A 13,372-nucleotide genomic window follows, 5' to 3' on the forward strand; every position below is an offset into this window, starting at 1 on the left:
ACCTTATTATATTAGTGGCCTCCCTGCATCATCTTCTCCAGTTCCTTCTTCTTGATGGAGCCGCGGAACTGTACCAGGGCGCAGTCGTTGTCCTCCTTGTCAAACCCGTAGATAAGCATCTCTACGATGTTATCACCCTCCGCACGGCTCAGAATCAAGACCTTGGAGTCTCCCTCCATAACCGAGACAAGCTCCTCGTAGCCTTTGTCTTTCAGGCTGTTGACACGATCGAAGACGGCTTCCCGTACTTTCTTGCTACATTTTCCGAGGCTGAGTACCTGGATGGAGGAGATGTTTTTGGGTATTTCCCCGCCCAGCTGAATCTTGCCGTCCATGACATTCAGGCCTTTTTCCTTGCTGGCATTGAGCATGTTCTGGTCTACGAGCACATATTCTGCGTCCTTGGCAGTCTTGAACTCATTGAAGATGGAATCTGACTGTTGTGCCTGCGCGGTGAGGCATGTGGCGATGGCAAACATCGCTAAAATTATTTTTTTCATTGTCGTCTCGCTTTTATTTGTTATAGATGTTGTTGTCTTTCACGAGCCTGTCGATGTCATCCATACTGATGTTTCCCTTTATCTGCACGGCTTCGCCGCCATCCTTACCGCCATTCAGGATAAGGAGCTCGCGTATTATCTTGCCTTTCTTCTTCAGCAGGATGCGTGTGGTCTCGCCGTCGCCATTCGCCCGCATAAGCTCTTCGTAGCCCTTTGTCTGCAGCTTCCCCGCGGCTTCGGCAAACCGTTTGCGCACCTGCGGAGAGCATTCCTCGAGGTCGAGAACATGGATGCTGCTGATATTTTTAATGAGGTTATAACCTTCCAGGTCGTCCTCGTCGTCGATATTGCTCTTGATGACAGCCTTGCCCAAAGCCATCATCAGGCGTGGGATATGTACGAATTCTGCCTTGGGTTCGTTCTTGAACTGGTCTATCAGGCTGCCTGCGGTCTGTGCGAATGCCGTTTGGGCCGCTATGACCAGGCACATTGTAAGGAATAGTTTCTTCATAATCGTTGGGTTTTGATGGGTTATGTTTCGAAGCGCTTACAATAGTTCAGACGCAAGTCGGCGACATTCTGTTACAACTTTTTTTCCTTTCTGTGGAAAAGCGGGTTGCAAGCCGCAGAATAAAAGGTCGCTGGGAGCTTGACAAAATCGGCGAAATCAAAGCACAAAATCGCCGATTTTGTCCGACAATCTCGCCGAATTTGTTAGCCTTTTAACGGCTGGCGAACAAGCGGGCAGCGATGGGCAGTCCACCGCCGGGTGAACCATAAAACTGCCGGAAGCCTACAATCCCTCTACCCGGGGCGCATGTATGCACTTCATGTCGCCCTCAAGCTGGGCCACGGAACTGGCTCCCACGAGCACGCTCGTAACTCCCCGCTGGCTCAGAATCCAGGCCAGGGCCATCTCGGCAAGCGTCTCCCCGCGCGCTCCGGCCTTTGCGTTCAGGTCCTTGAGGTGGGCGAGCAGCTCGGGAGTGAGCGCCTCTGCCGTGAGGTTTTCCCGTCGTGCCATGCGCGAGTCGGCAGGAATGCCGTTCAGATAGCGGTCAGTAAGCAGCCCCTGCGCCAGCGGCGAGAAGCTGATGAAGCCGATGCCGTGCTCTGTGCAATAGTCGAGCTGCCCCTCCTCCTGCGGCTTGCGGTTGATGAGGTTGAGGCAGTCCTGATAGATCAGGAGGGGCACATCGCGCTCCCTGAGATATTGGTCGGCAAACTTCAAGGCCTCGAGCGGCCAGCGGCTGATGCCGATATAGAGTGCCTTACCCTGCTTCACGATGTCGACAAGAGCCTGAAGCGTTTCCTCAAGAGGGGTCTCGGGGTCGAAGCGATGGCTGTAGAAGAGGTCTACATAGTCAAGGTGCATGCGACGCAAGCTCTGGTCGAGACTCGCCATGAGATACTTCCGTGAGCCCCAGTTGCCGTAAGGGCCGGGCCACATGTCGTATCCCGCCTTGCTGGAGATGAACAGTTCGTCGCGGTAAGGCCTGAAGTCGTCGTCCATGAGGCGCCCCATCGTTTCCTCGGCAGTACCGTAAGGAGGACCGTAATTGTTCGCCAAGTCGAAGTGGGTGATGCCGTGGTCGAAGGCATAGTGGGTGATGGCACGGCTCCGCTCATACGGATCGTTGCCCCCGAAGTTATGCCAGAATCCCAGGGAAATCTTCGGGAGCATTACTCCCGACTTCCCGCACCGCTGATACAGGGCCTCCTCATCGTCATAGCGATGGGCTGAAGCCACATATTTTTCTTTCAGGTTCATAGGCTTTCTTTATCTTTTTGGATTAATGCCAACAGGTGTTCCACGGCCTCTTCCTCGGGAATGTTGTGCTCCACGCATACCTGCTTGCGATAGAGCGACACCTTTCCGGGGCCTGCGCCGACATATCCGTAATCGGCGTCGGCCATCTCCCCGGGACCGTTCACGATGCATCCCATGATGCCGATCTTGAGTCCTTTCATGTCGCTTGTGGCAGCCTTGATCTTCGCGATGGTCTCGCGGAGGTCATAGAGCGTGCGTCCGCATCCCGGGCAGGAGATGTATTCGGTCTTGGAAGTGCGCAGCCGGGCGGCCTGAAGGATTCCGAAGGCGGTCTCCTCGATAGTCTCGGGGCATAGCTTTCCTTCGTTCATCAGCCACACGCCGTCGGCCAGTCCGTCGATCAGCAACGCCCCCAAGTCGGCCGCGGCGTCAAGCTGGAAGTCGCTTTTCTCGTCAATCTGATACATTTCCGAGAAGATGACGGGGTTCTGCAGGCCGGCGTTCATCATCTCGTGGACGAGTGCCCGCTGCTCTCCCGTGCGGTTGGGGTGGTTGCTCATGCAGACTACTACGACCTCGGGATGCGCTTTCAGGCATGCGATATACTCCTCTGCAGGAGCCCCGAAGCGCAGGACGAGGAACTTGCGCTCGGCCTTGACCATGCTCACGAACGGCATGGCGCTTACCGGGAAGACGGGATAGACGGCCTTTCCCGCCAGCTCCTGCCGGTGTTCGGCATAGACATTGAAGTCGAGAATGTACTGTCTGCCGTCATCGAAACGGGTAGGAAGCTCCGCTCCCAGATAGAGATAGTCGGCCTTGGAGGCTGTCGCAAACGCTTCGTCCGACGGCTTCCGGACAGACGAGACGACGACGGGAACATGGTCGCCGCCGATGTCTCCGACGACCTTTGTCGGCCTCCTCGTGGGACAGGTCCAGTTGAAAGCCCCACTTGCCGTTCCCGGAATCATCACATGATGCGCCCTGCGGTTGAAGTGATTGACGAGATGGCGGGCCACGGGAATCTCCTCCTCGGGTTCCTCTGACAGCGATACGCGCACCGTGTCGCCGATGCCGTCGGCCAGCAGAGCTCCTATTCCCACGGCACTCTTGATGCGTCCGTCCTCGCCTTCGCCGGCCTCCGTAACGCCGAGATGCAGCGGATAGCACATGTTTTCCTTCTCCATCTGCTCGACGAGAAGGCGCACCGAGCGTACCATCACCACGGTATTCGACGACTTGATGCTGATGACCACATCGTGGAAGTTCTCTTTCTCGCAGATGCGCAGGAACTCCATGCAGCTCTCCACGATGCCCTCGGGAGTGTCGCCGTAGCGGTTTCGTATCCTGTCTGACAGCGAACCGTGGTTCACGCCGATGCGAATGGCGGTGTGATGAGCCTTGCAGATGTTGAGGAAGGGCACAAACCGCTCCTCTATCTTCCGCAGTTCGGCGGCATATTCCTCGTCGGTGTAGTCTATCTTGATGAACTTCCGCGCCGGGTCTACATAGTTCCCGGGGTTGATGCGCACCTTTTCGATATACTGCGCGGCAATGTCTGCCACATTGGGATTGAAGTGAACATCGGCCACAAGCGGCGTATTGAAGCCGTCCTGGCGGAGACCCTCGCAGATGTTCTTCATGTTCTCGGCCTCGCGGCGGCCTTGCGTGGTGAGCCTGACCAGCTCCCCGCCGGCGCGGATGATGCACTCGGCCTGGTCGATGCTGGCTTGCGTGTCATTGGTATTCGTCGTTGTCATCGACTGGACGCGGACGGGATTCTCCCCGCCCATGTCGAGTGCTCCGATATGAACTATCGACGACTTGCGGCGTTGGTAATTGAACAAATCTATCATGGCTTCTCCTTTATCCTCTCCCAAGGAGAGGGCGCTTTAGTTACACTTGTATTCGTAGTCGTGGATGGCGGCCAGATCCGCGTTGGCTTTTTCTATTTTTACCCCCAATCCGGCCTTCCAGGCATCTACTTTCCTGGCTACTTCGTCATCCGCAAGGGCTATTATCTCCGCCGCAAGAATGGCTGCGTTCTGGGCTGCGTTGACTCCCACGGTAGCAACGGGTATGCCCGGAGGCATCTGGATGATGCTGAGCATGGCGTCGAGACCGTCGAGCATGCCCTTGATGGGCACGCCGATGACGGGTAGGGAAGTGCTTGCGGCGATGACGCCGGGCAATGCCGCGGCCATTCCTGCCGCCGCGATGATGACCTTGATACCGCGTTCTCTGGCTCCTTTGGCAAATGCCTCCACGGCCTGCGGCGTGCGATGGGCCGACAGGGCGTTGACCTCAAAGGGTATCTGGTTGTCGTTGAGCCACTTACAAGCTTTCTCCATGACGGGCAGATCGCTGGTGCTGCCCATGATAATGCTAACTAACGGTTTCATATTTGATGGTTTAAATAATTGCGAAAAATGCCAGGAAGAGGCCTACGAGGAAGCCCGTGAGAACCTGTGCAAGGCTGTGTTGGCGGAGGATGATGCGGCTGGAACCCACCATTCCGGCGACGACGAGTATCACACAGAGCCACCAGCTGGGGTTGAAGGAGAAAAGGAATGAGAACGCTACGATGGCTCCTGCCACTCCTCCGATGGCCGCCGAGTGGGTGGAAATCTTCCACCACACATTGATAACGGCACATACGATTTGTATCAACAGTGCCGCCAAGAGTATCCGGGCCATGAAACTCGGGATGTGGAGCATGGTCATCAGATAGTAACAACCAAAGTAACAGAGGATGGAAATGACATAGGGAACCATGCGGCGCTCCCTTGTTCCCAGCTCTATCAGGTCCCATCCCTGATAGCGGCGGTAAAGGTGGATGAAGACGGAGGGGAGCAGGATGGTGAATATATACACCAGTCCCAGCACCATGAGCTTGTATTGCCATGGCAGGAGACTCATATAACTGAAGGCGAACAGCGCCATGAGTCCCACCAGAGGGAGGTAGAAGGGCGTGAAGACCATGCTCAGCACCCTTGCCGTCAATATGATATTCTTCTCTTTCATACTCTTCTTAACCGGGCTACGGGTATTCCCAGCTGCTGCCGGTATTTGGCTATCGTGCGGCGGGCGATGGGGAATCCCTTGTCTTTCATCATCTCCGCGAGGGCATCGTCGCTCAAGGGATGGCTCTTGTCTTCCTTCTCCACGATTTCCTTCAGCGTGAGACGGAGCTTGCGGGTGGAAGCCTCCTCGCCGTCGGCGGCCACATAGCCGTCGCTGAAGAAGAACTTGAGGGGGAAGGTGCCCCACTTGGTCTGTGCGTATTTGGCGTTCGCCACGCGCGAAACGGTGGATATATCGAGGCCGGTCTTGTCGGCAATGTCTTTCAGGATCATGGGCTTGAGGTCGGCTTCATCCCCGTCGAGGAAGAAGGCGCGCTGGTATTCTATGATGGCCTTCATGGTCAGGTAGAGCGTATGCCGCCGCTGCTTGACGGCATCGATGAAGCCCTGGGCCTTGTCCACTTTCTCCTTGGCATAGAGGAGGGCTTCCTTTTCCTGCCGGTTCATGCCCTGCCTGTTGTTGCGATAAGTGTCCACCATTTCGGTGAACGACGGCGAGATGGTGAGCTCGGGGATATTTCCGTGGTTGAGGGAGAAGCTGATCAGTCCCTCGTCTTCATCCGTCTCGACGATGAAATCGGGGGTTATCTGCTGCAGGTTACGCCCTTCGGTCTCGCCGAGCGACGCTCCCGGCTTCGGATTCAGTTTGAGAATCTCGTTGCGGAGGGTGTCTTTCTGGAGGTCGGTGAGGTTCATCTCACTCTGTATCTTGTCCCAATGCTTCTTGAGAAACGCATCGTAGTGCTTGTCGATGACTTCTTGCATGAGCTCCTTCTGGCGGCTTTCCGGTTTCCGGTCGATTTGCAGGAGCAGGCATTCCTGCAGCGACCGGGCGCCGATGCCGGCAGGGTCGAAGCCCTGGAGAATCTTCAGCAGCCGTTCGACTTCCTGTTCCGGCACATCGATGTTGTGGTAGATGGCCAGCTCGTCGCTGATGGCGTCGAGCGACTTTCGCAGTATGCCGTCGTCGTCGAGGGAGCCTATGAGGTACTCCATGACATCCCGCTGCGTTTCCGTAAGGTTCTCCATGCCCATCTGTTCCTTGAGTTTGTCGTAGAAAGAGGTGGTGTCTCCATAGACGATTTCCTCATAGTCGGCATTGTCCTGCATCTGCCGTGCACTCGAAACGGGAGGAAGTTCGTCGTCGCCGCCCAGTCCTTCGAGGGCAGAATCCAAGGCTTCCTCGCGCTCTTCGCGTTCGGTTTTCTCCATGAAGTCCTCTTCCGGTTCGTTTGCCGACTCCCCGTCCGGGGCAAGGTTGTCGTCGAGTGCATCCTTGTCGCCGGCCTCAAGGGCCGGATTGTCGTCCAGTTCGGTGAGCACGCTCTCCTCAAGTTCGTTAAGGGGCATCTCCACCATCTTCACGAAGAGCATCTGCTGCTGTGTCAGGCGTTGTTGCTGGGCAAGCTTCTGGGTCTGTTCCTGTATGAGTCTCTGCGGCATTTATTTCTTGAAATATTCCTTGAGCTGGGCGGCGAAGGCCGACAGCTTCTCGGGGTTATCGTTGCCATAGCGCTGCCATATCTCCTTGCAGGGAGTGAGCAGCGGGCTTATCATCATGTCGGCACGGTTCAGATAAGGGTCGTAAATCTGATAGATTTCCATGATATCGCATATCTTCCGTCCCGGCACCTTGATGAGTTTGGCGAGTTCTTCGATTTCGGGAGTCTCGGGCACCATGGTGATGGGCGTGAGGCGGAAATACTGGTCGAGGATCAGGATGAGCTTGGCAGGGGTGATATCGGGGTCTTCCTCGACGGGCTTGAAGTCTTTTTCCCACGACTCCTGTATCTCCACGCCGTCGTAGAAGTCGGATGCCAGCCCGAAGCCGTGCATCTGGCGGAGGAGTTTTACGCCTCGGGAAAGTTTCTTGGGACTCTTTGCATAGGCGTTCCACAGCTTCTCGATGCGTGGCGTATCGAGCCTGCGCAGGCGGAACATTTGCTCGTAAAGGAACTCCGGCTGTATGTGGAGCTCGAGCGCGAGGTCGATCATAGGGCGTGAGTAGAGTGCCTTCACGCCCACGGGCTTCTTCAGATAGAGTTGCATGAGCAAGAGCCAGTACTCGTCCGACCAGTTTTTGGGTTTTGCCATAACACGATTCTTTTTGCAAAAATAGCATTTTTTGGCGTTATGGCAAAATAAATAAGGTGATAAAAATGTGAAATCGGGTTTATTCTTTGCAAATTAACCTGGGGTCCGATTTCTGTAGGCAGGCAAGCGGGAGGCCTCACTTGCTGATGTTGAGGCGCAGTCCCACATTGAGGTTGAACTTCAGCGGCTTGTCGGTGTAATAGGTTTCCAGCTGGCTTCCGTTTCTGAAGTAATAGCTCGCGCCCGGCTCCGCGTAGAGGCTGAGGCGGTTGGTCAGGTTGTATTCCACGCCTGCCGCGGCGTTGCCCGACAGCTGCAGCTGGCTCATGTGCACTTTTTCGGTGGTCTTTGCGGCTGCGTTTCCCTGCATGGAAGTTTCCGTCTCTGTGTTTCCGCTCACCATTTTCTGTGCCTCGCCGCCGGCCGTGAGATACACATTGAGCCGCCGGGTGCGGTAGACGCTGTAGCTCGCGTTTACGGGGATTCCCACGAAGTGCAGCCGGCGGTGCATGGATTCTTCCTTCGGAGGCATATAGCTATGGAAGTCGGAAGACAGGTAAGTGTAGGATACGCCCGTCTGTATGCTCCACCGCGGGTTGATGTCATAGCGAATCTGGAAGCCCATCTTCACGGGCAGGTGATGGTGGCTCTTCTCCTCGTGATAGCTATTGGCCAGCAGCGACATGCCGCGGGGGGCGGCGTCATACATAACACCTTCTGCTGAAGGAATGCCCGACGGACTGGATCCTGCGGTCATCCCTGAATAATAGACTCCCAGCCGCACTCCTGAATTACGGCTGCCGGTACCACGATAGGCCGCCTGTCGGAGGGACAAAGCCTTGCGACCAGTCTGCTGCGGGCCTTGCCCCGGGCGGCGAGACTGTGGCTGCGAGTTAGCCTTCTCCTGCGGATTTTGATCGGCGGCAGGATTCTTCAGAAGTCCATCGGGGGCTACCTCCGGGCGTGCGGCCTTGCGGTTTCCAGCCTCAGCCGCGGCCTTTCCGGCCTCGGCAAGCAATGGAGAATGAGAGTCTTCGTTGCCCTGGTGAAGTATCGAGGCTATCCGGCTGAATACGGAAGACGGCTTTTTGCCTGACAAATTCGCCGATTTTGCCTGACAAATTCGCCGATTTTGTCTGACAAATTCGCCGATTTTGTCATTCGAAAGGTTACCTCCATGCTCCCTGCCTGCCAATTCCTGTCCGGAAGCGTGTGGGGCTCCTTGTTCCCGGGCGACGCGGGAAGTGTCGGGGGCATTGAAGAGCTCAGTCCCTACGAGCAGTGCCACGGCAAGCAGGGCGGCCGCGCCGGCCGCACGCAAGGCCCACGCCGGCACGACAAGAGCCCTGCGCCGCCTGACAGGTACAGGACTGATGCCCCGACGATGCATCTCTCGCTTGATGTCGTCGAGCAGACCTTCAGGCGCCTTGCGCTGGTAGTCGCCCATCCGGTCGCGCGTTTGTTTCATCCAGTCTTGTTTCATATCGTGTGTGCTGAGGTTCGTTGTTCTTTGATCATTCGTGCGAGCAAGCATTTCGCCCGGTGGAATTGTGAGGCTGAGGAGTCGGGCTTGATGCCGAGCTTGCGGGCTATCTCCTTATGGCTGAGGCCTTCGATGGCGAAGAGGTTGAACACCTCCCGGTAGCCCTCCGGCAGCCGGCGGATGAGCCGGGCGAGGTCGGTGCTGTCCATGCCGTCGGTGTCGGGGTCTTCCTCGGGTATGTCGGGCGGGTCGGCCAGGAGTTTCTCGGGAGCCCGGAGGCGTTTCTTGCGGAGGAAGAGGAGCGACTCGTTGACCACGATTCTCGACATCCAGGCCTTCAGCGAGCCTTCGCCGCGATAGCTGAAGCTGCCCATGCCCATGAATATCTTGATGAAACTCTCCTGGAGCACATCTTTCAGATCGTCGTCAGCGGTAACATACCGTGCGCATACGCCCGTCAGATAGTCGGCATAGCAGCCATACAACCTGTCCATGGCCGAGGGGTCTCCCCGGTTGAATAGCTGTATGATTTGTGGCTCGATATTATTTCGTGCTATGCTCATCCTGTCTCTGCGGGCGGTAACTTGTAGGCTTCTGTTCTGTTTTCTGACTGCAAAGATAGAAAACCTTGTCCTAAGCTGTCGCGATATTCCGTTCGTTAACACCTTGTCAGGGCAGGCTTTCTATCTTGGGTTTTGCACTTGCAGTCAATCGCTTGGGTGCCGGTGCGGCTATTATCAGAAAAAAGTTACTTTATTGTTTGCTTCCGCTGAAGAGGATGGGCGTAGGTGTTTTCAGGTAATTGGTCTGCCCCTTGTCTACGAAGATGCCTCCCAGCAGAAGTTGTATCTCGGACTTCTTGTTAGAGGAATTATAGACTCCATAGGAATAGGTGTTGTTGACATAGAAGGAAATCTGCACCTGATGGTCTGCTTCGCCATACCTGACGGGTATCACGAGGGGAGTGGCATTGGCGAGGAAAACCACCGGCGAGACATTGGTGAAATAGATGCTGCTCTTGAGTTCTTTGTTATTTATGGTCTCAAGGGCGGCCTTGAGGTCCTTGTCTTCTACGAACTTGGCCACCAGGCTTACAGGAAACTGGTTCACGACAATCGTGGTGTCGGCAGTGGCACTCCACTGGATGTCGAGGGAATCGGTCGTGTCGGAGGGAACTTTGGGGTTCTGGCTGGGGTAGATCAGCTTGCCGGTATAGTTGCCCTGCACGGCATTGAGGCAGGCGGCAATATCCTCCTTGGTGAGTGTGTATCCGTCGTCGTCGGTATTGCAAGAGGTGAAAGACAGGGCTGCCATGCAGCATAGCATTACTGAAAAGATTTTTAATTTTTTCATATTTCTTGTTTTTAAGTTGATGAATTAATGTTTATCGTTATTTTATTTATTAAATGCAAAGATGGCGAAAATCTTGCATAGAATGGAAAAATATTATAAAAAAAGTTGATTTTTATCCTGGAAAGGGAATAATTTTGGCGTTTCGCCACCTTTCTTTTATCTTTGCATGTATTACGACCTGCGGCATGGACATGGCTCTTCCGGCAAAGGGAAGGCGCAGGTCGGCAGCAAATCTACCGAATATTAAAAATCATCAGAAGTATGAAGCAATACCTATTTTATATGATGCTGTCGCTGTGGCTCGCACTTCCCGTGGCCGCACAGACCAAGGGAAAGATCGAGGAGAAGCGAGGGGTCGTCTCCGGAGGCTATAATTTCCTGCTCTTCACTCCCGACGAATATGAGGCCGACCGCCATCCGTTGCCGCTCGTCATCTTTCTTCACGGGGCAAGCCTTTGCGGCAACAACCTTGACCGGGTGCGTCGCTACGGCACGCTCGACGCCATAGAGAAAGGTCGAATCATCCCCACTTTCGTCATGGCGCCGCAGAATCCGGGAGGGGCATGGAGCCCCAAGAAACTCAACGACCTTCTGGAATGGATGGAGGAGCACTACGAGGTGGACCGATCGCGCGTCTATGTGCTGGGCATGAGCCTTGGCGGATACGGCACGCTCGACTTCGCGGGCACCTATCCCGAGAAGATAGCTGCTGCCATGGCTCTCTGCGGGGGATGTAGCCTGAAGGAGATGCAGGGGCTGGGCCGGCTGCCGCTCTGGATTATGCACGGCACCGCCGACCGTGCCGTATCCGTGGAACAGAGCAAGCGGGTGGTCAAGGCTCTGCAGGACAAGGGCAACGACAAGCTCCTGCGCTACGACTGGGTGCAGGGAGGGTCGCATGGATACCTTGCCCGCGTGTTTTATCTTCAGAAGACCTATGACTGGCTTTTCTCGCATTCGCTGGACGACAAGCCACGCGCCGTAGACCGTTCTTTCGACATCGACAGGAAGGATATACAGACGACCTATCAGGATTTGAGGAAAATGGATATGTATGAGAAGGACTGATATCCACCGGAACGGCTTTCCTGCCGTTCCCGATGTCAGTTTCCGGATGCAAACAGAGAGTAGAGGAAGAGGATGAGATTATTGCGCGTATGCTCCGAAACCCTCTTGACGGGGAAGTCTACCTTCAGTCCGATATTGAAAGCCGTGCGGATGTTGTCGTTCACATGATGGCTCACTTGTCCGGCTTTGGGTCCGTCTATGTAGCGCACGGTGTAGCGGTTATGTCCCCACAAGCCAATCCGCAGGTCGCCGTCAAGGCATAGCGAGACGGTGCTGAACAGGCGAATGTCGACCCCAAGCTTAGGAGCGGCCGTCAGCGCGGGGCACTGCACATCGTAGTCCATTTGGAAATAAGCTCCGGGATAGGCCTGTTTTGCTATGTAGGTTCCTGAGCCTTTCCTGTTTCCAAGGTTCAGGAAGTTGGTCATGAGCGAGGCTCCTACATGGGGCTGAACTATCCATTTGGTAGGGAAGAAATAGAATTTTGCACCGCCCAGCAGGCCTGCCATGTTGACTTTCTTCATTCCGATTCCGTCCGCGGCGTCGGTCATCATGCCGTCTTGCTCCCAGTAGATTCCACCCGTGAGTGCCAGTCGGCGGGTCAGGAAGTAGTCGGCCGTGAGATGGAAAGTGTTGCCCTGGTCTTCGTTGAGATAGAAATCTTGTCCGTCGGGAGAGTCGTCGGAGAGCGTTGTGCCGCCAAAACTCGCCTGAACAGACCATTGGCGTACAGGGATTTCTCGGTTCTGGGCATACAGGGATGTTGCCAGAAGGCACAATAGGCTGCATGAAAAGAGTTGTTTCATTTCCTTGATTGGATTACTTCTTGTTTTCACGGCAAAGGTAATTCTATTTTCCTCCTCATGTAAGTAATTCTCAAAAAACTTGGTAAGAATCCTTGGTTCCTGCCGAATCTGATGTCATCTCCTTATTTTCACGGAATCTCGGACGGTAAGCGTCGGCGTCATGAGCATTTTGGAATGGAGTTCCCGGTGCTCGCGAATACAGGTAGCGAGCAGTTTGATAGCCGCAATGCCCATGCTCTGGATAGGTTGCGCAACGCGCGTGATGGCTGGCTTCATAAAGTCGAGGGAAAGGTTATTGTCAAAGGTAATGACGGAAACATCGTCGGGAATGCTCAACCTTTGTTCTTCGAGAGCTTTGTAGGTGCCGAGGAAAATGGTGTTGCTGAGCGTAAAAATGGCTGTCGGCGGCGTGTTTCCTTGTAAGGCAAGCTTCGTTTCTATATATCCGTTCTGGATGGAAAACTCATTGCCGAGCACCTGCATGTGGGCTCCTTCCCCAAAGGCGTCCATGGCCTTGCGGCATCCCATGATTCGCTCCTGGGTGGTAACAGAGACTGTAGGGCCTCCGATGACGAGCACCTCCTTGTGGCCGCTCGTGAGGAGGAGCTTCATTGCCTGAAAGGCACCTTCGAGGTTATTGGTAGAAATATAGGGCAGGAATGAGTTTCGAAAGTAACGGTCGACAAGGATGACAGGAGTATTCTTACTGATTTCTTCGAGGCGCTTTGGACTTTCGCCACAAGGAACGATGATGATTCCGTCTACATGGTAGTCTACCATGGCGTCAATGGCATTGCTCTCAAGCTGGGGATCTTCCTGGGTGTCGAAAAGCATCACCATGAAATCATTCTTTTTTGCTTCTATGGAGATGTGGCTGGCAATGCTCGCGAAGAACGGATTACTCAGGTGGGGAACGGCAAGAGCGATGGTGTTGCCGGATTTCTTGCGCAATGTTTGTGCAAGAAGGTTGGGCCTGTAATTGATTTCACGGGCAGTATTCAAGACTTTCTCTATGGTGTCGGGACTGATTCGGAACTCTTCTCCTTTGCCGTTCAGCACTCGTGAAATGGTAGTCTTTGAAAAGCCCGTAATTTTTACGATGTCTTCTAAGGTTTCTTTCTTCATGGTGTCAAAGGGGGTGATTTATGGCGCAAAGATAAGAAAAAAACGACTTGATGCCAAAAAAATAAGAAATATTTTGGAGTTTTCATGCT

Annotated in this window: 14 protein-coding genes; 1 reads left to right on the forward strand and 13 read right to left on the reverse strand. The window is 54.7% G+C overall.

Features of this window, described 5'->3' with window-relative positions:
* Positions 1-11: 11 nt before the first annotated feature.
* The 11 genes from BM114_RS00890 to BM114_RS00940 all read right to left on the reverse strand — a co-directional run bounded on the left by BM114_RS00890 (position 12) and on the right by BM114_RS00940 (position 10,284).
* The gene (locus BM114_RS00890; RefSeq protein ID WP_092109225.1) at positions 12-500 is read right to left on the reverse strand and encodes a DUF4252 domain-containing protein; all 489 of its coding nucleotides are present in this window, start codon (positions 498-500) and stop codon (positions 12-14) included.
* Positions 501-513: 13 nt separating this feature from the next.
* Entirely contained in the window at positions 514-1,011 is a 498-nt protein-coding gene (locus tag BM114_RS00895; protein ID WP_092109228.1) for a DUF4252 domain-containing protein, read from the reverse strand.
* Positions 1,012-1,293: 282 nt separating this feature from the next.
* On the reverse strand, positions 1,294-2,271 hold the full coding sequence (locus BM114_RS00900; protein WP_092109231.1) for an aldo/keto reductase: 978 nt from the start codon (positions 2,269-2,271) through the stop codon (positions 1,294-1,296).
* Positions 2,268-4,127: a 4-hydroxy-3-methylbut-2-en-1-yl diphosphate synthase gene (locus BM114_RS00905; protein WP_092109723.1), complete on the reverse strand. Its 1,860-nt coding sequence runs from the start codon at positions 4,125-4,127 to the stop codon at positions 2,268-2,270. The genes BM114_RS00900 and BM114_RS00905 overlap by 4 nt, the downstream gene beginning before the upstream one ends.
* A 36-nt stretch (positions 4,128-4,163) precedes the next feature.
* Complete coding sequence (gene purE / locus BM114_RS00910) at positions 4,164-4,673, reverse strand: 5-(carboxyamino)imidazole ribonucleotide mutase (RefSeq protein ID WP_092109235.1); 510 nt, start codon at positions 4,671-4,673, stop codon at positions 4,164-4,166.
* Between the two features lie 10 nt (positions 4,674-4,683).
* Positions 4,684-5,295 carry a phosphatase PAP2 family protein gene (locus tag BM114_RS00915; RefSeq protein ID WP_092109239.1) on the reverse strand — a complete coding sequence of 204 codons (612 nt, stop codon included), beginning with the start codon at positions 5,293-5,295 and terminating at the stop codon, positions 4,684-4,686.
* On the reverse strand, positions 5,292-6,797 hold the full coding sequence (rpoN, locus tag BM114_RS00920) for an RNA polymerase factor sigma-54 (RefSeq protein ID WP_092109242.1): 1,506 nt from the start codon (positions 6,795-6,797) through the stop codon (positions 5,292-5,294). Before rpoN ends, BM114_RS00915 begins: the two co-directional genes overlap by 4 nt.
* On the reverse strand, positions 6,798-7,448 hold the full coding sequence (locus BM114_RS00925; RefSeq protein WP_092109245.1) for a hypothetical protein: 651 nt from the start codon (positions 7,446-7,448) through the stop codon (positions 6,798-6,800). It lies immediately after the preceding gene.
* 136 nt (positions 7,449-7,584) lie between these two features.
* Entirely contained in the window at positions 7,585-8,916 is a 1,332-nt protein-coding gene (locus BM114_RS00930) for a porin family protein (RefSeq protein ID WP_177207010.1), read from the reverse strand.
* 11 nt (positions 8,917-8,927) lie between these two features.
* Entirely contained in the window at positions 8,928-9,494 is a 567-nt protein-coding gene (locus tag BM114_RS00935; protein ID WP_092109251.1) for an RNA polymerase sigma factor, read from the reverse strand.
* Positions 9,495-9,684: 190 nt separating this feature from the next.
* On the reverse strand, positions 9,685-10,284 hold the full coding sequence (locus BM114_RS00940; protein ID WP_092109254.1) for a DUF4840 domain-containing protein: 600 nt from the start codon (positions 10,282-10,284) through the stop codon (positions 9,685-9,687).
* Positions 10,285-10,545: 261 nt separating this feature from the next.
* Between BM114_RS00940 and BM114_RS00945 the strand changes: the two genes are divergently transcribed.
* Positions 10,546-11,352, forward strand: coding sequence for a carboxylesterase family protein (locus BM114_RS00945; RefSeq protein WP_092109257.1), 807 nt, complete (start codon positions 10,546-10,548; stop codon positions 11,350-11,352).
* A 35-nt stretch (positions 11,353-11,387) separates the two neighbouring features.
* Here BM114_RS00945 and BM114_RS00950 read toward each other — a convergent pair whose 3' ends face one another.
* Together BM114_RS00950 and BM114_RS00955 are read right to left on the reverse strand one after the other, a co-directional pair.
* Positions 11,388-12,158, reverse strand: coding sequence for a hypothetical protein (locus BM114_RS00950; protein WP_092109260.1), 771 nt, complete (start codon positions 12,156-12,158; stop codon positions 11,388-11,390).
* A 114-nt stretch (positions 12,159-12,272) separates the two neighbouring features.
* On the reverse strand, positions 12,273-13,283 hold the full coding sequence (locus BM114_RS00955; protein ID WP_092109263.1) for a LacI family DNA-binding transcriptional regulator: 1,011 nt from the start codon (positions 13,281-13,283) through the stop codon (positions 12,273-12,275).
* Between the last annotated feature and the right edge of the window lie 89 nt (positions 13,284-13,372).

This window comes from Prevotella sp. KH2C16 (assembly GCF_900113305.1).
GTDB lineage: Bacteria > Bacteroidota > Bacteroidia > Bacteroidales > Bacteroidaceae > Prevotella.

Coding starts and splice junctions, on each gene's coding strand:
- BM114_RS00915 (WP_092109239.1), bottom strand. CDS start 5,295: ATGAAAGAGAAGAATATCATATTGACGGCAAGGGTGCTGAGCATGGTC.
- BM114_RS00890 (WP_092109225.1), bottom strand. CDS start 500: ATGAAAAAAATAATTTTAGCGATGTTTGCCATCGCCACATGCCTCACC.
- BM114_RS00940 (WP_092109254.1), bottom strand. CDS start 10,284: ATGAAAAAATTAAAAATCTTTTCAGTAATGCTATGCTGCATGGCAGCC.
- rpoN (WP_092109242.1), bottom strand. CDS start 6,797: ATGCCGCAGAGACTCATACAGGAACAGACCCAGAAGCTTGCCCAGCAA.
- BM114_RS00945 (WP_092109257.1), top strand. CDS start 10,546: ATGAAGCAATACCTATTTTATATGATGCTGTCGCTGTGGCTCGCACTT.
- BM114_RS00925 (WP_092109245.1), bottom strand. CDS start 7,448: ATGGCAAAACCCAAAAACTGGTCGGACGAGTACTGGCTCTTGCTCATG.
- BM114_RS00955 (WP_092109263.1), bottom strand. CDS start 13,283: ATGAAGAAAGAAACCTTAGAAGACATCGTAAAAATTACGGGCTTTTCA.
- BM114_RS00935 (WP_092109251.1), bottom strand. CDS start 9,494: ATGAGCATAGCACGAAATAATATCGAGCCACAAATCATACAGCTATTC.
- BM114_RS00900 (WP_092109231.1), bottom strand. CDS start 2,271: ATGAACCTGAAAGAAAAATATGTGGCTTCAGCCCATCGCTATGACGAT.
- BM114_RS00895 (WP_092109228.1), bottom strand. CDS start 1,011: ATGAAGAAACTATTCCTTACAATGTGCCTGGTCATAGCGGCCCAAACG.
- BM114_RS00905 (WP_092109723.1), bottom strand. CDS start 4,127: ATGATAGATTTGTTCAATTACCAACGCCGCAAGTCGTCGATAGTTCAT.
- purE (WP_092109235.1), bottom strand. CDS start 4,673: ATGAAACCGTTAGTTAGCATTATCATGGGCAGCACCAGCGATCTGCCC.
- BM114_RS00950 (WP_092109260.1), bottom strand. CDS start 12,158: ATGAAACAACTCTTTTCATGCAGCCTATTGTGCCTTCTGGCAACATCC.
- BM114_RS00930 (WP_177207010.1), bottom strand. CDS start 8,916: ATGAAACAAACGCGCGACCGGATGGGCGACTACCAGCGCAAGGCGCCT.